General features: G+C 42.0%; 17 protein-coding genes and 2 pseudogenes. 6 read left to right on the top strand and 13 right to left on the bottom strand.

Annotated elements, in window-relative coordinates; genetic code table 11:
- Positions 1 to 32: 32 nt before the first annotated feature.
- Positions 33 to 1,232, bottom strand: a complete 1,200-nt coding sequence (malE, locus tag B0X70_RS02125) for a maltose/maltodextrin ABC transporter substrate-binding protein MalE (RefSeq protein WP_217471656.1) — start codon at positions 1,230 to 1,232, stop codon at positions 33 to 35.
- Positions 1,233 to 1,609: 377 nt separating this feature from the next.
- Between malE and malK the strand changes: the two genes are divergently transcribed.
- The 4 genes from malK (at position 1,610) to abiEi (ending at position 5,935) form a co-directional block, all read left to right on the top strand.
- Positions 1,610 to 2,719 carry a maltose/maltodextrin ABC transporter ATP-binding protein MalK gene (malK, locus tag B0X70_RS02120; protein ID WP_036813586.1) on the top strand — a complete coding sequence of 370 codons (1,110 nt, stop codon included), beginning with the start codon at positions 1,610 to 1,612 and terminating at the stop codon, positions 2,717 to 2,719.
- 36 nt (positions 2,720 to 2,755) lie between these two features.
- The gene (locus B0X70_RS02115) at positions 2,756 to 4,042 is read left to right on the top strand and encodes a maltoporin (protein ID WP_105396672.1); all 1,287 of its coding nucleotides are present in this window, start codon (positions 2,756 to 2,758) and stop codon (positions 4,040 to 4,042) included.
- 129 nt (positions 4,043 to 4,171) lie between these two features.
- A complete protein-coding gene (malM, locus tag B0X70_RS02110) occupies positions 4,172 to 5,104 on the top strand; it encodes a maltose operon protein MalM (protein ID WP_217470772.1) in 933 nt (310 codons plus the stop codon).
- A 297-nt stretch (positions 5,105 to 5,401) separates the two neighbouring features.
- Positions 5,402 to 5,935, top strand: a complete 534-nt coding sequence (abiEi, locus tag B0X70_RS02105; RefSeq protein ID WP_217470771.1) for a type IV toxin-antitoxin system AbiEi family antitoxin — start codon at positions 5,402 to 5,404, stop codon at positions 5,933 to 5,935.
- Positions 5,936 to 5,946: 11 nt separating this feature from the next.
- On the opposite strand, the gene B0X70_RS02100 is transcribed toward abiEi, so the two are convergent.
- From B0X70_RS02100 to B0X70_RS02050, 11 genes and pseudogenes are all read right to left on the bottom strand, one after another.
- Entirely contained in the window at positions 5,947 to 6,144 is a 198-nt protein-coding gene (locus B0X70_RS02100; protein ID WP_046397724.1) for a hypothetical protein, read from the bottom strand.
- 71 nt (positions 6,145 to 6,215) lie between these two features.
- Positions 6,216 to 7,295: a lipopolysaccharide 1,6-galactosyltransferase gene (waaB, locus tag B0X70_RS02095; RefSeq protein ID WP_217470770.1), complete on the bottom strand. Its 1,080-nt coding sequence runs from the start codon at positions 7,293 to 7,295 to the stop codon at positions 6,216 to 6,218.
- A gap of 10 nt (positions 7,296 to 7,305) precedes the next feature.
- On the bottom strand, positions 7,306 to 8,085 hold the full coding sequence (locus tag B0X70_RS02090; RefSeq protein WP_105396668.1) for a PIG-L family deacetylase: 780 nt from the start codon (positions 8,083 to 8,085) through the stop codon (positions 7,306 to 7,308).
- Between the two features lies 1 nt (position 8,086).
- Positions 8,087 to 8,833 carry a hypothetical protein gene (locus B0X70_RS02085; RefSeq protein ID WP_217470769.1) on the bottom strand — a complete coding sequence of 249 codons (747 nt, stop codon included), beginning with the start codon at positions 8,831 to 8,833 and terminating at the stop codon, positions 8,087 to 8,089.
- Positions 8,826 to 9,470: a nucleotidyl transferase family protein gene (locus B0X70_RS02080; protein WP_217470768.1), complete on the bottom strand. Its 645-nt coding sequence runs from the start codon at positions 9,468 to 9,470 to the stop codon at positions 8,826 to 8,828. Before B0X70_RS02080 ends, B0X70_RS02085 begins: the two co-directional genes overlap by 8 nt.
- 279 nt (positions 9,471 to 9,749) lie before the next feature.
- Positions 9,750 to 10,907 (bottom strand): aminotransferase class V-fold PLP-dependent enzyme, encoded by a 1,158-nt coding sequence (locus B0X70_RS02075; RefSeq protein ID WP_217470767.1) that lies wholly within the window; start codon positions 10,905 to 10,907, stop codon positions 9,750 to 9,752.
- Positions 10,889 to 11,563, bottom strand: a complete 675-nt coding sequence (locus tag B0X70_RS02070) for a hypothetical protein (protein WP_110086721.1) — start codon at positions 11,561 to 11,563, stop codon at positions 10,889 to 10,891. Before B0X70_RS02070 ends, B0X70_RS02075 begins: the two co-directional genes overlap by 19 nt.
- Positions 11,564 to 11,574: 11 nt before the next feature.
- Positions 11,575 to 12,453, bottom strand: a complete 879-nt coding sequence (locus B0X70_RS02065) for a hypothetical protein (protein WP_217470766.1) — start codon at positions 12,451 to 12,453, stop codon at positions 11,575 to 11,577.
- A 567-nt stretch (positions 12,454 to 13,020) separates the two neighbouring features.
- Positions 13,021 to 13,321, bottom strand: a pseudogene (locus tag B0X70_RS02060) (helix-turn-helix domain-containing protein).
- Between the two features lie 133 nt (positions 13,322 to 13,454).
- Positions 13,455 to 13,736: a type II toxin-antitoxin system RelB family anti-toxin gene (locus B0X70_RS02055; protein WP_217470765.1), complete on the bottom strand. Its 282-nt coding sequence runs from the start codon at positions 13,734 to 13,736 to the stop codon at positions 13,455 to 13,457.
- Complete coding sequence (locus B0X70_RS02050; protein ID WP_040148997.1) at positions 13,723 to 14,046, bottom strand: type II toxin-antitoxin system RelE/ParE family toxin; 324 nt, start codon at positions 14,044 to 14,046, stop codon at positions 13,723 to 13,725. Before B0X70_RS02050 ends, B0X70_RS02055 begins: the two co-directional genes overlap by 14 nt.
- 160 nt (positions 14,047 to 14,206) lie before the next feature.
- Between B0X70_RS02050 and B0X70_RS02045 the strand changes: the two are divergent.
- Together B0X70_RS02045 and B0X70_RS02040 are read left to right on the top strand one after the other, a co-directional pair.
- Positions 14,207 to 14,549 (top strand): annotated as a pseudogene (locus B0X70_RS02045) (type II toxin-antitoxin system RelE/ParE family toxin).
- A gap of 5 nt (positions 14,550 to 14,554) precedes the next feature.
- Positions 14,555 to 14,857 (top strand): transcriptional regulator ProR, encoded by a 303-nt coding sequence (locus tag B0X70_RS02040; protein ID WP_046397659.1) that lies wholly within the window; start codon positions 14,555 to 14,557, stop codon positions 14,855 to 14,857.
- Between the two features lie 271 nt (positions 14,858 to 15,128).
- Here B0X70_RS02040 and rpoC read toward each other — a convergent pair whose 3' ends face one another.
- Entirely contained in the window at positions 15,129 to 19,349 is a 4,221-nt protein-coding gene (gene rpoC / locus B0X70_RS02035) for a DNA-directed RNA polymerase subunit beta' (protein ID WP_217470764.1), read from the bottom strand.
- Positions 19,350 to 19,479: the final 130 nt, after the last annotated feature.

Raw genomic sequence — 19,479 nt, 5'->3', positions numbered from 1 at the left:
AGACGCCCTTTCAAAAGAAGAGCGCCCACAAGTTACTTAGTTATACGGGCTTCTGCATCACTTAGCGCAGCATCAACGGCCTGACGGCCAGTCAACGCATTAACAATAGCGTTGCGCATGGCATACCAAAAACTACTCATTTGTGAGACGTTTGGCATGATTTCGCCTTTTTGAGCATTTTCCATCGTGGCAGCAATACGTGGGTCCTTAGCCAGAATATCGTGATAGGATTTTAATGACACAGCTCCCAACGGCTTATCCCTATTCACCATCTCCAGACCTTCGTTAGTCAGCAAGTAGTTTTCCAAGAACTCCTTCGCTAACTCTTTATTCGGGCTGGCAGCATTGATGCCTGCCGTTAATACGCCAACAAACGGCTTAGATGGATGGCCTTTAAAAGTCGGCAACAGCGCCACGCCGTAATTTATCTTGCTCTTGTCGATGTTAGCCCACGCCCACGGACCATTGATGGTCATCGCCGTTTCACCTTTGTTGAACGCCGCTTCAGCAATGGAATAGTCAGTATCCACGTGCAGATGCTTATTTCTCACCAAATCTATCATGAAACGCAGCCCTGCTTTGGAGCCCGCACTATTCACTCCGACATTCTTCACATCATATGCGCCATTTTCCAACTTGAACGCATATCCTCCATCCGCAGCAATCAACGGCCAAGAGAAATAAGGCTCTTGCAGATTAAACATGATGGCACTTTTGCCTTTGCTCCTCAGTTCCTTATCCAAAGCCGGGATCTCTTCCCAAGTTTTTGGTGGCGTCTTCACCAAGTCTTTATTGTAGATAAGAGAGAGGGATTCAACTGCGATAGGATAACCGACTAGTTTACCGTCGTAGCGTACAGCATCCCAAGTGAACGGGAATAGCTTATCTTTGAAGCTTTGATCCGGTGTGATTTCCGTCACGAGACCAGACTGCGCGTAGCCGCCAAAGCGGTCATGGGCCCAGAAAATAATATCCGGCCCATCGCCGGTTGCTGCAACTTGTGAGTATTTTTCTGCAAGCTTGTCTGGATGTTCAACGGTAACATTGACGCCCGTATCTTTTTCAAACTTCTCACCAACTTGTGCCAGGCCATTGTAGCCTTTATCACCGTTGATCCAGATAACCAGCTTACCTTCCTCTATTTTTGCAAAAGCAGAGGCAGATAACGCTAGCGTGGCTAAGGCAGAAAGCGCTAAGGTACGAACGCTCACTTTTAAAGTTGTTTTTATCATCATTCCGTCCTCATAGTTTGAAAGGTTCAGAGTGAACTGTTTTGTTACATTGGCGGAGGGTATTAAGCTAGTGTGCGATCAACAATGAAAAGACTCATCCTCCCCTACTCTACGCCCTACCCGGAATGGCTGTGATCTCTATTCCAAAAACAGAAGAACCGTGCCGTCGACCACAAAAAGGGGCATCTTTTTTTGCGATAATTATCACAAATTATCCCTTAACTCATACCTCACCACCTCAGTAACGCTTATCTCATCCTCCTCACTCCTCCCCCATAAAAAACTTCGGTATGGAGGATTTACTCCCCCGTTATCTTAAACACACTCTGGTTTATTATTTTTCACCGCGAATTGCGGTGATAAGTCCGAGGGAACACATGTCGAGCGTCACACTACATAATGTATCGAAGGCTTATGGTGAAACTATTATTTCCAAGAACATCAACCTTGAGATACAAGAAGGGGAATTTATCGTTTTTGTCGGTCCGTCAGGTTGTGGGAAATCGACAATATTAAGGATGATTGCGGGTCTGGAAGATGTCACTTCCGGTGACTTGCTGATCAATAACATCCGAATGAACGATGTGCCACCCGCCAAACGCGGCGTTGGAATGGTTTTTCAGTCTTATGCACTGTATCCCCACCTGTCTGTTGCAAACAATATGTCATTCGGCATGAAGCTGGCTGGCGCTAAAAAAAGTGATATTCAGCAACGGGTAACGCAAATTGCCGAGATGCTTCAACTCGCCCACCTGCTTGATCGCCGCCCTAAAGCCCTATCAGGCGGGCAACGTCAACGTGTCGCTATTGGCCGTACTCTGGTTGCTGAACCCAGTGTTTTTCTGTTGGATGAACCTCTTTCCAACCTGGACGCCGCGCTGCGCGTCCAAATGCGCATTGAAATCTCACGCCTGCATAAGCGTCTGAAACGCACGATGATTTATGTCACTCACGATCAGGTTGAAGCGATGACGCTAGCCGACAGAATCGTAGTGCTGGATGCCGGGGATGTTGCCCAGATCGGCAAACCACTTGAACTATACCACTATCCGGTTAACCGCTTTGTCGCCAGCTTTATTGGCTCACCCAAAATGAATTTCCTGCCAGTTAAAGTCACGGCTACCGCTATCGATCAGGTACAGATTACTCTGCCCAACCGACAACAAATCTGGCTGCCCGTAGAAAGCAAGGGAGTAAAAGTAGGCAGTAATGTCTCTCTGGGAATACGTCCTGAACACCTTCTGCCAAGTGATATCGCGGATGTCACATTGGAAGGCGTAGTGCAGGTTGTCGAGCAGTTAGGCAATGAAACCCAAGTTCACATTGAAATCCCGGCCATTCATCAAAATCTGGTTTACCGCCAACCTGATGTTGTGCTGGTGGAAGAAGGGTCCACCTTCACCATCGGGCTACCCCCTCACCGCTGCCATTTATTTCGGGAAGACGGAACGGCATGTCAGCGTCTGCATCAAGAACCCGGTGTTTGAGCCTGAGCTAACTAAGAAACGACAGGAGAATAATTGATGAAATCAATGCGTATACTACCTATCTCACTAACCATTATGGCCGGATTACTGTCTATTCAGGCATCAGCCGTAGAATTCCACGGCTACGCCCGCTCTGGTATTGGTTGGACCGGCAGCGGCGGTGAGCAACAGTGTTTCAAAAGCACTGGCGCACAGAGCAAATACCGTTTAGGTAATGAATGTGAAACCTATGCTGAACTTAAGCTAGGTCAAGAGCTATGGAAGGACGGTAATAAGAGTTTCTATTTCGATACCAACGTGGCTTATTCCGTGGCGCAACAAAATGACTGGGAATCCACCGATCCCGCGTTCCGCGAGGTCAATGTTCAAGCGAAGAACGTCATCGATTGGTTACCCGGCTCAACACTGTGGGCAGGTAAACGCTTTTACCAGCGCCATGACGTACATATGATCGATTTCTACTATTGGGATATCTCAGGTCCGGGCGCTGGTCTGCAAGATATTGATCTCGGCTTTAGCAAGCTCTCTCTGGCTGTTACCCGTAATACCGAATCTGGCGGTTCTCATGGTTGGATTGCCGGTCAACGCGATCAAATACCCACCTCCAATGATGTCTACGATATACGTCTATCCGGCCTGGAAGTTAACCCAGGCGGCAATCTGGAGCTTGGTTTTGACTATGGACGCGCCAACGCGCGAGATCACTACAAACTTGACCGTAATGCTTCCAAAGATGGCTTCATGTTTACCGCCGAGCATACACAGAGCATGTTAGGAGGCTTTAACAAATTTGTCGTACAGTACGCAACCGATTCCATGACCTCCTCCAATAGTGGTCATTCCGAAGGCGCTAGCGTAAACAATGACGGTTATATGTTACGCATTCTGAATCATGGCGCGGTTAATCTCGCAGAAAAATGGGATCTCATGTACGTAGCGATGTATCAGGATACTGACCGTGATAACAACAATGGCAGCACATGGTATACGGTCGGGGTACGTCCAATGTACAAGTGGACGCCGACGATGAGCACTCTGCTGGACATCGGTTATGATAACGTCAAATCCCAACGTACCAACGACACCAATGATCAGTACAAAATCACCCTAGCCCAACAATGGCAGGCCGGTGACAGCATTTGGTCCCGTCCGGCTATTCGCCTGTTCGTCACCTATGCAAAATGGGATGAAAAATGGGGTCATGCGAACAACAACGACGGTTACATTAATGGCATGGCCTACCGTGATACGGCAACGCATAAATTCAGCCGTGGCGACGATGATGAATTCACCTTTGGCGCACAATTCGAAGCTTGGTGGTAATCCGGTTACAACGATTTGATCTCAGATCAATCAAATGATTTGTAATGGTTAACGCCTTTTAGACTGATATGCCTCCTAACCGTGGGGTGGGTATCAGTCTCTTTTTTTCAACCGAACAAGGGTAAGAAGATGAAAACTAAACTGCTCTCATGTTGCCTTAGCGCGGTACTCTGTAGCACATTTCCTCTTATAGGATATGCAACGCCCATTACCGCGACTCAAACACCTATAACAACTCAAACAACCACGACACAGGATATTGTTGCCCCTTCCCTCTCAATAACAGCATTGCAAAAACTGAGCTGGCAACCGATTAATACCAGCGATACTCAGACTATTATCCTCAATGCGGCCTCTCAGCATCTTAATGAGGGAGATATTCAAGGGCCGATAGCAGCATTCGCGCTGCCGGCAAACCGAGGCTCTCTGGATATTACCCTGAGCAGCTTAGTACAAGACAAACAAGTTTATGTGCCAAATGTTTTAGTCCTGGATCAAGGGTTACGCCCTGCCGCATTTTACCCGAGCAGTTATTTTCCCTATGAACGTCCGGGGGTCATGTCCACCGATCGGCTGGAAGGCACACTAAAGCTAACACCAGCACTGGGACAACAACAAATTTATATACTGGTCTACACTACCCGCACCGATTTGCAGCAATCTACACAAATGGTTGATCCCGCCAAAGCTTATGCTCAAGGCGTCGGAAATGCCGTTCCCGCTATTCCCGATCCCGTTGCCCGCCATGCGCAAACAGGTACGTTGCAACTGAAAGTGAGATCGGAACAAAACGCAGGTAATATCACGATTGGTCAAGTTTTCTCAAGTCCAGCACAAGAACCGATCATTGTCGGGCCAACACAGGCCACCGTAATGCCGCCTACTCCGCCAAAAGTCAAACCAGTCCTGAGTGATACAGAGCGTTATTTCAGTGATGCAATTAAAAAGGAAATTAGTAACGGCAATATCGATAAGGCACTTAAATTGCTGGATGAAGCGGAACGCCTTGGGTCTGCAACCGCACGAGAAACGTTTATCAATAGTGTCAAAAACAAGGGGTAAACCAGACATTAATTCATTCAATACAAATGCTCTTCGAAAAGGAGGGCATTGGGTCTAACCCCTTTTTACACACATCCCCCAGAAATGGGGTTTTATACCCTATGGATTTCAAGATGCATCGCGACGGCAAGGGAGCGAATCCCCGGGAGCATAGGTAACTATGTGACCGGGGTGAGTGAGTGCAGCCAACAAAGAGGCAACTTGAAAGATGACGGGTATATGTATACAAATAATTGTCATGATGGATATCTATACACAAAACACCCTTTAAAGGGGTTTTACAGTAGAGATAATAAAATGGATAGGCTCACAGCAATTAACAAATTAGATGAGTTCAGCAAAATGGGAAGAGCCATTTTCCTTTTACAGGATTTGGAAGTTATCTTTGCTGACGAGACTTCTCGAACATTGCAAAAATCTATTGATCGCCTCATCAAAGCCGGACTGTTATTTCGCATTACCAAAGGGGTTTATGTCTATACGCGGGCCAGCATGGGAAGCTATCCCCTAGAGACTATCGCTAAAAATATCCGACGAGGCGAATATAATTACATCAGCTTAGAGTCAGCTTTATCTCAATATGGGTTCATCTCACAAATCCCAATCGACCGCCTGACAATCATGTCTACTGGCAGAGCTGGAGAGTTTAAAACACCGTGGGGAGTCATTGAAATCACCCACACCAGCAGAGAGCCTAGCGAAATTCTGAAAGCAACGTTAGAAAGCCGTGGCCCCCTGCGTATCGCAAAAAAAGAGACTGCTCTGCGTGACCAAAAACGAGTGGGGAGGAATATGCATTTAGTTCAAATGGAGGAACTCAACTATGTCTAGCCAGGTTAACTTTAACGCCATTGTTGCTGCCACTGAGCCGTTTGCGATGAATGCGACTTAAGAGTTCCTTCTATTTCCTCTGTTTGTTGAATCAGTATCAGCCAATCTTCATAGAGTTGTTTCAAAACCCTGAGTTCAATAGCAGTTAACCCATTATTTACGTCCTCAAGTGCTTCAGGCAGCGGAGCATTGCGGAAAAACGATGCCATATTCTGCTGCCAATCCTCCGATTTGACTAGAGATAGATAGCAACGCGTTTTTAAACTATAACTGTCGTACACTAGATCTGAGCTAATACAGGTAAAGCCTTAGTGATTCTTAACAGGAAATTATATTCGTAAAGAAAGGCAATAGAATTTTTTATTGCTTGATGATCTCTGATTTTATATTCGTCAATAATGAGTTGTAATTTTTCAGACAACTCAATAATACTACCTGATTTATAAAGCTCACCATTTAAATTATTAATAATATCGCTTGGACCACACTGGCAATCTGAGCTTATACAATAAATACCATAAGATATTGCTTCCGCTAATACCATGCCAAAACCCTCATATTTTGATGTTAAAATAAAAGCGGATACTTCTTTTATGTTATCCATCACAAACTCCCAAGGCTGATCTTGCCAACCGTGCCAAATAATATTGTTATTTATATTGAGTTGTGAAGATAGTTCTCTTAAATAACCCTCATCATCTCCAGAACCTACCATATGTAACTCCCAATGACCATGCAATTGTGAAAGAGCTAAAAAGAGTTCAGTTAAATTTTTCGACTTATAAGCAAGAATTCTTCCAACATATAAAAATCTAGCTATGTGTTTTGGTTGAGGAATTATAAAGGGATTCATTTTGATAGGATTGAAAATAAGATGAAGCTTCTCTGGTTTTATTCCAAAGGATAACATTTGATCTCTTAAACCAGAACTGATGACAAGGTGCTCGTCGGCACAGCATAAATCTTTAATTTTCTGTGGGGTAGGATTCCTAATTGAAGTATGCAGCCAAGAATAAACTTTTGCCGGAAAATTAATCTTTTCACAAGAAAGTCGAGTAATATTACAGGATGTCGTGTCTAAACTTATTAAAATATCCGGGCAAAATCTTTTTAATATCAAAGATAATTCACATGCAATATCCTGGCGAGATTTCTCACTGTTTGACATTAAAGAGATATGTTGAGCATTGGATAACCAAGCACGACTTTCAATTCTGTTTATCTCATTTAGAGATATAAATATGAAATTAATTTCAATATTGGCACGATCAAGCAAATTTATTAAATTTGAACATACCGTTTCTACCCCGCCATATCCATTCAAGAAAAGATCATGGTATATTATAAATATATTCTTCATTATTAATCCTTTACTGAATTAACCAAAAACGTTCTTGTATTTTGGATTTATTAATAGAGTGATGATATTTATCCAATGAAATTAAAAGATTTGATTCATTCCCAAACAGAGGTTCTAATTGAGACTCATAAAACAGGATGTTTTGCATTTTTTCTTTTAAATTAATATCCACCAATATAGCACGCATATCAAATTTATTATTTCGTAATAAAGCACTTTCCAAGCTGTCGGGATCAATAGTAGGGTATTCCCCTAAAACATAGGGAAAATCTTCATAAAGCAATATTTTTAACTTATGTGAGCCTTTTATATTATGGACAAGATTATTTATTATAATGTGGTCTACATGTCGACCTATTCCCAAAGGGGCATAGATATAATCAGGCTGATAATTTAACAATATTTTATCGATAAGATCTTGAGCCATATAGGATGCATAATCTGATTTATGTATCAGGCCACTATAAATCACGGCAGAATTATTATACATAGGTTCACCGCATTGATCGGTTCTATAAATGCAATCTAAAATTTTACCATGTATTGGAATCGCTGATAATTTATTGCAAAAAGCAATATCTTCATTAGCTCGCTTTGAATACAATTTTATAAATGAATTCATATTATCATTATGTGCAGAGTGTAAATAATGAGATGTAAGATTTTCGTCATATTCAGTAAAAAATGTTAAAACAACCACCTGTTGATTTTCTGAAACCAATTTATGTATTAAACCACCAGCGCTTAAAGCCGCATCATCTAAATGGGGGGATAGAAATAAATGCATCATTTTAAATCTCCATACAAAGGCTGTTATATTTTATTTCCATGAGTACGATGTAAATAGCGGCTAAATCAATGCGTATTCCATCTCTGTTTTTTATAAAATCTGAATTATTAATATTTGGCTTTTCTTTGGACTGAACTCTTTCATCATCGGCATAAAATTCTTTCATTATATCAAACCAACTGGCATGAATTCTTTCTGCCGCAATTTCTATTATACTGTCACTGTGGCCTAATATTGTCATTAAATCTGAAAAAATGGCATCGTTTGTAGAAAGTAACATCTCATAATTGAAATTGTCGGATGCAATATTGTCATCGTATAAATAAATATTTTTCATCACTGCCGATATAATACTCAAGTCGCTCTTGATTAGCCTTTTTTCAAACTTCTTCTCTTTTTCTGTGAATGCTTGATAAGGTTTTAAAAAATTAACTTGCAAGTTGTACTCAATTTCAAGTTTTGTGATTGAATCTTGCGTAGCGGTTCTATTATCGATTAAATATTTTGCACACCATAAATCATGTATGCAAGAGGCAAGAATATCTAAATTACCGTCCTGTTCCAAGAACGAGCATATCTCAGAAAATAATTTAATTTGTGAACCATTTAGCTGGGTATTTAAAGTTACATGGCCAGGGTTAAATATAAATGAAGCTTGTTTTAATCTTCTTTGAATCTCTTTGGTTAGATATGTTGAATTTGAATTAATTTCATTATTCAACAGATTTTTGTTATTTTCTTTATTCATGACTCATCTCCTTTTCTTTGTTCATTAACCTTATTTCCGTTGATGATATATCTAAACGAAATAGATTTTCTGGAATAGATTCAAATAAAAAACGGTGTTCCTTTCTAATATTCACCAAATCATCAACTGCATGATATTTATTATTAAAAAAACGCCCAGCCACCAGAAATCGACAATCATTACTATTAATTGTCATAAGAGATTTTTTTAATCCCTCTTCACCGCCATAATAGACAGGGTTATTAATTTCTTGACATAAATCAGCGCCAATGACGAAAATTGCTCCTTGATAAATATGCGATTTATCAGTAAAAAACGTAGCGTCACTTAAAATTACATCACCCTTCTCCTTGAATTGCCCTATCCTCTTAAAAACTTCATCGGTTGAAATGGTCAGTTTTACCGCATTTTTAATTGACAGTTCATAATAGGGCTTTCTTTTAGTCATCGTTGTAGAGATTTCTTTTAATTCTTCATGACCTTTATGAAGTGGATTGAAAGAGCCAGATAAAATTAAAGTATCTTTCCAGTCTATGTTTGTATTGCTAAAGTCCCCTTTTCTATCAATATGTATATAATTCAACTTGCCATCAATTAAATTGTTTATATAACGATCATTATTGTTAGGCATATTCATATATATTCCCACATGTTATTATTGCTAATAAAATATATATCACTTACTTATGTTCTCATATATTTCTAAAGTTATATTATTGTATTCTTTACTAATGATGATTAACGACCATATTTATTTGATTGAAATAAATATCAAATTAATTTACTTAACTATTTGTCAGCAGAGAATCCCTGTGTTTTAACATCGTTTTAACATCAACGCTATGAACTTTAAATGTTTTACTCACAGCTCCACTTATTGCTGAATCGCCTAAGTTATCTGAGTTATTCTCATTAATTATTCACTATTTCCTTCACAACTTCCCTCAGTGATTTCAATCAAGGCAGATTTTATTTTTAAAATATCTTCCGTTGTATGCGACGTATCAAGGCTAACCCGAACAGCGCCATCAGGATAAGTGCCAAATTTTTTATGAGCTAATGGCGCGCATTGCAATCCAGGACGGGTAATAATATTATATTTGTTCTCAAGTATATAAGAGACTTCCCCGGGATGATAGCCTTCTACTGTCAAAAGAATTGTTGGTAATCCTACTTTATGTTTACAGATTAATTTGATCTTCTTTAATTGTGATAACTCATCTATAAGAGTTGTACGCAGAATTTGTAATTGATTTTGAATATTCTCTATGCCAATTTTTTTCAAACGCTTTATGGACGCCAACAATGAAAGTATGCCAATAGTGTTTTGTGTTCCTGATTCATACTTGTATGGTATTCCAGTTGGCTGCGTTGTTAATTTTGATAATACACCTGTCCCACCTTGAATTAATTCATTATGAGAGAATCCATTATCAAGCATAAAGTACCCCCCAATACCTGATACTCCTCCTAAGCTTTTATGCCCGCTAAAAACAAGGTAATCAATATTACCTTTCGATAAATCAATTACTTGTGAACCAAAAGATTGTGAACCATCAACTAAAACCATCGCACCGTATAAATGCGCAAGTTTTCCTGCCTCATCTATATTGCAGAATGTACCAATAGTATTGGAGCAACTATGAACCACTACTAACTTCGTTTGCTTATTCTTTAATAAAGATTCCAAATGCGACATATCAATTTCACCATCTGTCACATCGATAAATTGACTAGTTACCCCAATATCTTTTAAATGCTCTAAGGGCCTAAGTACTGAATTATGTTCTAAATAAGTAGTAATGACATTATCACCCGGTTTAAGCGTACCTTTCATACATTCGTTGAGTGAATACGTTGCTCCTGAGTTAAAAATGACTGTCCCATGACCATTTAATCTTGTTTGTTCGATGAATTCATGTCGGCACTCTTCAACCAGTTCAGTAACCTTTTTAGATTGTTGCGATAAAGATCGCCCTGGAGTTACCCCAAGCGTGTCTAAGTACATATTTATTATATCTTTCACTTCTTGTGACTTTGGCCATGAAGTAGAAGCTACGTCTGCATATAACATTCTTCAATCTCCATATGATCATTAATATATAATTTAAATTTTTTAGCAGTCGCATCCATCTCCCTTATTCCTTCATTATCTCTCCAATCAGATCTTTCAGGCACATTTAAACTATTTGCCAATACTGTTCTTATCATTCCTCTCTCAATGAAATCTGACTCACCTATCGTAAAAACATATTTACTACCACTGTCTTCAACGTAAATATAGGGGCCAATCTCACCGAACATCTTAAGTTCATCCAATGAGTTTATTGTATGCATTTTAAATTGATCCTTTAATTTATTATGAAGATCAATCTCCGAGGGGAAACAACATAAGTGTGCATGATAACAATACTTTTGATTTGGGTCCATGACGATACAACCACCGGCTCGTCCATTTTCATAACAAAGAGGATTGTTTATATTGTAATATTCGCGATAAAAATCATTTATTATATTCTTAAACTGTTTCAACTCTTTTATTGCCTCTTCATCGTATATCTCTGCAAAGCACCGGTATCCCCCTGAATCAGTCTCACATTTGTTAGTGGCAATGATAATATAGCCCTCAATTATCTGGCCTTTGGGTACGAACGCATAGAAATATTTTCCTCGTAAAAGTATTTTATCTTTTTCAAAGGAAGACTCTGGGTGACAAAAAATACATCCCATATTAAACTCCTTTATCGCTTGTCTATTCTGCTGATAAATATATTTTCATGACACAAATTGAAATCTTCTTCGGTATGCCAGGCAATCATCATGCTAAACCTATTTATAATGCTATATTTTCCCAGTCTGCTTTGCAGTTCAGAATAAATAGGATTTGGTAAGATTATTCTGCATTTCCCCCTAATAGCGAGACAAGAATCAATTATAGCTAGAACTACATAGGGAGCTGTGTTTGACAAACCTATCACTTCTACCGTGGTATCATCAAAACCTAGTATCGCGACTTCTTCTCCAACAGTTAATAACTTAATATCTCTATAGCGAGGACACTGCTTTGCGTAAGCAATCCAATTGTTATTTACTTTCCTGCCGAAAAAATTGATTTTATTAATATTATCTATTTCATTAAAATCATTCAGATCTACATCTATTTTGGTATCTCCTTCCACTACTATTTCTGTAAAATCAAAAACGTTCACTTTGCTACAGATATATTTCTCAAAAATTTTTGAATAACATTTGATCTTTCTTTCATCTGAGTAACAAATCGTCGCATCGATATCATCACGGTGTGTTTGTCTCACACTTTCTATTACCAAAGTTCGCGATTTTACACTTTCATTCACACCAAAATCGCTAAGTATATTAACGGATACTCGTCTGTGTTTAAGATTAAACTCACACTTTCTTGTTATAACAATTGACAAGTATATATCGTTTATCTTATATAAACATGCTTTTATCTCACTAGAAAGATTAAATTTCTTTTCTTTCAAATTTTTCCAAATAAAATAATCCAAGCTGCCTATATCACGCTTATAAAAATCATTGATTAGAATATAATTATCTTCCGTTATATCTTCATAGACTAGGGTTACTCCATTCTCCATTATTTTGTCCCATCATTTATATTGGCGACAATTGCTTTTCATTTTCAGTTTATATTCATTTCCGAGCATATGAAATCATGAAATATTGTATTTTATGACCTGTATCATAATTTAAAGATACAACAGGATAAAAAACTGCGATTATTTATCCTGAGAAATCAAATTGAAGTCTCCATCAATCATGCAAGAATATGGATAAAAATAGGGTCTTTAAAGAGAATAATCTTTCATAAATTCTATGTGATGGGACTTTAAATGAAATAATCACATTAACAAGCCCCCTGAATTAAATACGATAAGCTATTTCTGCATGCCGAATAATATTCTTTACGATAGCCAAGGTGATTTTGCCAGCACCAAATTCATGGAATACTTAATCATCAGTGTATATTTCGACGTGCATGAGCGCAGCTTGAATCACTGCACGATCAGCTATCCTGTGACGATTTCCCGCCCGACTGAACCCGAAGATTCCCACTTCATTGGCTGTCTTTCTCATGCTTGACAAGTCTGACACAAGCCTCAGTGGGCAGAACGACGAGTTCTGCCCACTGAGGCAACGCCATATCAAATATGGACTACGATACGTTTACCATCAGGAAGTTGAACATCAAGGCTCAACTCTCCACCTAACGCTGCAACGTAGCGTTTCAATGTTGAAAGTTTAGGGTTATTACCAGGCTGTTCTATTTTAGCAATAGTCGGTTGCTTGACTCCAAGCGCAGTTGCCAGCTCAGTTTTGTGAAACATCGAAAGCCTCGCGGATTTGATAAAGCCCTATCTCCCGTTTCATTTCATCAACTTTTTTAGCAATCCTACGGCGGCTTTCAGGGCTGCGTTTTTCAAGCAATTCATCAAGTGTGATCATACTCAGTTTTCCAAGATGGGTAGGAAATTAATTCACACGATTATTTTACCTCCTGCTTTTACAAGAATTTCATTAATAGAGTCAAAATATGGAAGGAGGGGTTAATAATGCCCTAACCCCATAGCACAGAGAATTACAACGTAATTTGTGGGTTCTGGATACCACAGGCTTGCGCATAGCGCGCTAATGTTTCTATACTAGCTTTTGTTACATTATTTTCCATTTTCGTCACCGTTGGCGGCGTAACCCCCATTCTTTCCGCGACTTGCGAGCGAGTAAGTCCAGCAAACTTACGCCACTCTGCAAGTGTTTCTTGCAATCTTTCCTTACGTTCTTCAGCTTCATAAGCGGCTTTAAATTCAGAGTCTTTCATCATTTCTGCCAGAATCTCTGAATGTGTCTTATATTTCTTCATGTTTCATTTCCTCCAATCTGCGAAATGCTAAAGCTATCTCACTTGGGTTGATTTTTTGTGTTTTCTTTATATAAACTCGCAGAATATATATTTGCTTACCTGTCTGATATACCCATAATCCGCGTGCTATATCTCCCCCCATTGTTCGAACTTCGTAAAGACCATTTCCCAAATGTTTTGTGTCCGGTTCACGTAGTGAGCGAGGATCTTTTTCTAGCTTTCCAATCAACCTTACAAGTTTTACCCCTACTTTTGCTGGCAAAGACTTAATTTCTTGTTCGGCCTCATCATGGTATTTAACTATAAACACTCTAATTTCCTCCTAATGCAAAAAATTAACTCAAAGGGCAATTTTCATCAAGAGGAAAATTGCATTTTAATGAAATATCACTTCTGACTAGATTTCTTGACCATAGATTCCATCTATATAGCATTTGACCTATATTGAACAATAAGTAATCATGTAGACTATCGAGACGACGGACATCTTTTGATACGTTGTTCGATGCTTTAGATGGCACCGACAAGGCCAATGTGCTGGCTTCAATAATAGCACTTCGGGAAAGAGGCCCTATGTTACCCAGGCCATACGCAGATACTGTGAACAGTTCATGCCACAGCAATATGAAAGAATTACGTGTCCAAAGCAAAGGCGATCCGCTCCGAGCATTCTTTGTGTTCGACCCCAAGCGGAGAGGAATTTTGCTTTGCGCCGGTAACAAAACCGGAAACGAGAAACGGTTTTATGAAACGATGATTCCGATTGCTGACCGTGAGTTCACGGCACATCTGGAAAAGCTAAAAAAGGAGTAAACACTATGGCAAGAACTCTTGATCAAATATTAGCAAATGAAAAAAACGAAGTTGTTGCCAATGCACAAGCTGCGGCAACGGAGATGTTGCTAAACATCCATCTGGCAGAACTCCGTGAGCGGGTACAGAAGACCCAAGGAGAAATAGCTCTGGCTCTTGGCATCAAGCAACCCACGGTTTCTGACATGGAGAAACTTGGCCGCGACTTGAAATTGTCTTCCCTCAAACGTTACGTTGAGGCAACGGGTAGCAAGCTGCGTCTCGATATCGAGTTACCCGACGGTACCCACTACGGATTTTCCGTTTAACCACAAACGCCCCGGCAGCCCTCGCGGATATATTCAAGATCAATGTCCGCATCGACTTTACGTGCCAGATGATTGTGAGGAACAAGGTCTCAAGTGAACTCTTGTCGGAAAGAAAAATTTGGGAAGAGGATTTTTAACGTGGCGGCAAGTTCCATTTTGTAAACGAAACCCGATTAAAACAGAGCGCCAAGTAAAAAATTGGCACGTTATCAAAAAGTTGAAATGCCCTCTCAAAAAGGAGGGCATTTAGTTAGCTAGCGTGTTCTAAGAATTACTTCTTATCGCCACCAAAACCGGCATTCAATAGTTCTGCCAAGTTTGCAGTTGCTTCATCTACACTCACTTGTGGTGCTTCAGAAGACTCATTCAACTGACGACGACGCATGCGATCCTGATGGTAAGCATAACCGGTACCGGCAGGGATCAGACGACCGACGATGACGTTTTCTTTCAAGCCACGCAGTTCATCACGTTTACCCGCAACCGCAGCCTCAGTCAGTACGCGGGTCGTTTCCTGGAACGATGCCGCAGAGATGAAGGATTCAGTTGCCAGAGACGCTTTGGTGATACCCAACAGGTCACGGCCATAAGTTGCAGGCACTTTACCTTCTTGCTCCAGCTTACGGTTTGCCACTTTAACGCGGGCATATTCAACCTGTTCGCCTTCCAGGAACTCGGAACTACCTGCGCTTTCAATGGTCGCTTTACGCAGCATCTGACGAACGATAACCTCAATGTGTTTATCGTTAATCTTAACCCCTTGCAGGCGGTAAACTTCCTGAACTTCGTTGGTGATGTAACGGGTAACCGCATGAACACCACGCAGGCGCAAGATGTCGTGTGGAGATTCTGGACCATCAGAGATCACGTCACCACGTTCAACCACTTCGCCCTCGAACACGTTGAGCTGACGCCATTTAGGGATCATCTCTTCGTAAGCATCACCACCATCTAATGGGGAGATAACCAGACGGCGTTTACCCTTGGTTTCTTTACCGAAGGAGACAATACCGCTGACTTCAGCCAGGATAGCAGGCTCTTTCGGACGACGCGCTTCGAACAAGTCAGCAACACGTGGCAGACCACCGGTAATATCTTTCGTACCGCCGGATTCCTGAGGAATACGCGCTAAGGTGTCACCCGCAGAGATGCTGACGCCATCGTCTAACTGAACAATCGCTTTGCCCGGCAGGAAATATTGAGCAGGCATATCAGTACCTGGAATCAATACATCATCACCATTGGCGTCAACGATTTTCAGCGCTGGACGCAAGTCTTTACCACTACCGGTACGCTCCGCACTATCCAGAACAACCAGTGAAGATAGACCTGTCAGTTCGTCCGTCTGACGGGTAATGGTTTGACCATCTATCATGTCAGCGAAACGGATGATACCAGATACTTCACTGACAACCGGCATGGTATGTGGGTCCCAGTTAGCAACGGTTTCACCGCCGTTAACTGTTTCGCCATCACCTTTACCCAGTACCGCACCGTAAGGTACTTTATAGCTCTCTTTAGTACGGCCGAATTCGTCGATCAAACACAGTTCGGTGTTACGGGAAGTAATCACCAATTTACCTGCGGAGTTGGTCACGGATTTAGCGTTAAACAGTTTCAAGCTACCTTTGTTACGCACCTGAATGCTGGATTCGGCTGCCGCACGAGATGCCGCACCACCGATGTGGAACGTACGCATCGTCAGCTGTGTGCCCGGCTCACCGATGGACTGAGCCGCAATAACACCAACCGCCTCGCCTTTATTGATGATGTGTCCGCGAGCAAGGTCACGACCATAACAGTTCGCGCAAACACCGAAGTCAGTTTCACAACTTACAACGGAGCGTACTTTAATGCTGTCAACGGAGCTTTCTTCTAACAGATCACACCATTTCTCGTTCAGCAATGTATTACGCGGCACCAGAATGTCAGCAGTACCTGGTTTCAGAACATCTTCCGCTGTCACACGACCCAATACACGCTCACGCAGCGGCTCTTTAACATCACCACCTTCAATAACCGGCGTCATCAGAATACCGTCGTGCGTACCACAGTCATCTTCTGTAACAACCAAGTCTTGCGCCACGTCAACCAGACGACGAGTCAGGTAACCGGAGTTCGCTGTTTTCAGTGCGGTATCCGCCAAACCTTTACGAGCGCCGTGGGTTGAAATGAAGTACTGGAGTACGTTCAAACCTTCACGGAAGTTCGCGGTAATTGGGGTTTCGATGATGGAGCCGTCTGGCTTAGCCATCAAGCCACGCATACCCGCCAACTGACGGATCTGAGCGGCAGAACCACGCGCACCAGAGTCAGCCATCATAAAGATGCTGTTGAAGGAAACTTGTTGCTCTTCTTCTCCATCACGATTAGTGACTGTTTCAGTAGACAAGTTTTCCATCATCGCCTTAGCAACACGCTCGTTTGCCGCAGCCCAGATATCGATAACTTTGTTATAACGTTCACCGGCTGTAACCAGACCAGACTGGAACTGTTCCTGAATTTCAGCAACTTCTGCTTCGGCTTCTGCAATGATGCCCGCTTTTTTCTCTGGGATAACCATGTCATCGATACCAACAGACGCACCTGAACGCGCAGCGTAGGCAAAGCCGGTATACATGATCTGGTCAGCGAAAATAACCGTTGGTTTCAGGCCCATCACGCGGTAACAGGTGTTCAGCATTCTGGAGATAGCTTTTTTACCCAGTGGTTGGTTAACCAGCGAGTAAGGCAGACCTCTTGGTACAATCATCCACAGGATTGCACGACCAATGGTCGTATCAATCAAACTGGTATTAACTGTGATATTGCCTTCGCCATCTTTCACTTCTTCAGTGATACGCACTTTAACGCGGGCATGCAAAGAAGCCAGCCCTGCGCGGTATACGCGTTCAGCTTCTTTAGGCCCAGTCAGCACCATGCCTTCGCCTTTGGCGTTAACACAGTCACGGGTCATGTAATACAGACCCAGAACAACGTCCTGAGATGGAACGATGATTGGCTCACCGCTCGCTGGAGACAAGATGTTGTTGGTAGACATCATCAGCGCACGCGCTTCTAACTGGGCTTCCAGTGTCAGCGGTACGTGAACAGCCATTTGGTCACCGTCGAAGTCGGCGTTATATGCCGCACACACCAGTGGGTGCAACTGAATCGCTTTACCTTCGATCAGAACCGGTTCGAACGCCTGAATACCCAAACGGTGAAGTGTCGGCGCACGGTTCAGCAGAACCGGGTGTTCACGAATAACTTCATCCAGGATATCCCATACCACCGCCTCTTCACGCTCAACCATCTTTTTAGCGGCTTTAATCGTAGTCGCTAAACCACGCAGTTCCAGCTTGCCGTAGATGAATGGCTTAAACAGCTCCAGCGCCATCTTCTTAGGCAGACCACACTGATGCAGACGCAGGTAAGGACCTACCGTGATTACAGAACGACCAGAATAGTCAACACGTTTACCCAACAAGTTCTGACGGAAACGACCTTGTTTACCCTTGATCATATCAGCCAAGGATTTCAACGGACGTTTGTTAGAACCGGTAATGGCACGACCGCGACGACCGTTATCCAGCAAGGCATCAACCGCTTCCTGCAACATACGTTTTTCGTTACGCACGATGATATCTGGCGCAGCCAGATCCAACAGACGCTTCAAGCGGTTGTTACGGTTAATAACACGACGATAGAGATCGTTCAGATCTGAAGTGGCAAAACGGCCGCCATCCAGTGGAACCAATGGACGTAAATCCGGTGGCAGAACTGGCAGAACCGTCAGAACCATCCATTCCGGCTTGTTGCCAGACTGAATAAAGGCTTCCAACAGTTTAATACGTTTGGTCAGCTTCTTACGTTTAGTTTCAGAGTTAGTTTCATTTAACTCTTCACGCAACGTTTCACACTCATTTTCCAGATCGAGATTTTTCAGCAAAGACTGGATAGCTTCCGCTCCCATCTTCGCATCGAATTCATCACCAAACTCTTCCAGTGCATCCAAGTATTGCTCTTCTGTCAGGATCTGACTGCGTTCCAGGCTGGTCATACCGCCTTCTACAACCACATAGGATTCGAAGTACAGTACACGCTCAATATCACGCAGTGGCATATCCAGCAACAAACCGATGCGGGATGGCAATGATTTCAGGAACCAGATATGTGCCGTTGGAGAAGCCAGTTCAATGTGACCCATACGTTCACGACGAACTTTAGTCTGGGTAACTTCTACACCACACTTCTCACAAATTACACCACGGTGTTTCAAGCGCTTGTATTTACCACACAAGCACTCATAATCTTTTACCGGTCCGAAAATACGGGCACAGAAAAGGCCGTCACGCTCAGGTTTGAACGTACGGTAGTTAATTGTTTCCGGCTTTTTCACTTCACCGAATGACCACGAACGGATCATATCTGGCGAGGCCAGAGCAATTTTGATCGCATCAAACTCTTCGGTCTTAGTTTGCGCTTTCAGAAACTTCAATAAGTCTTTCACGAAATGGCTCCTGTCGGAGTTAGACCTGTCAGGAGAACAGCCCATGCCGCTCCCCCCTATGACCAGTGCAACCACTGGCTGGTAAACTGCCCGTCATATCCATTCAGGGCAGTACCAGCGGGAATACGAT

Source organism: Photorhabdus akhurstii (assembly GCF_019090985.1).
In the GTDB taxonomy this organism is placed as follows: domain Bacteria; phylum Pseudomonadota; class Gammaproteobacteria; order Enterobacterales; family Enterobacteriaceae; genus Photorhabdus; species Photorhabdus akhurstii.
This window is presented reverse-complemented; position numbering and strand designations above follow the sequence as displayed.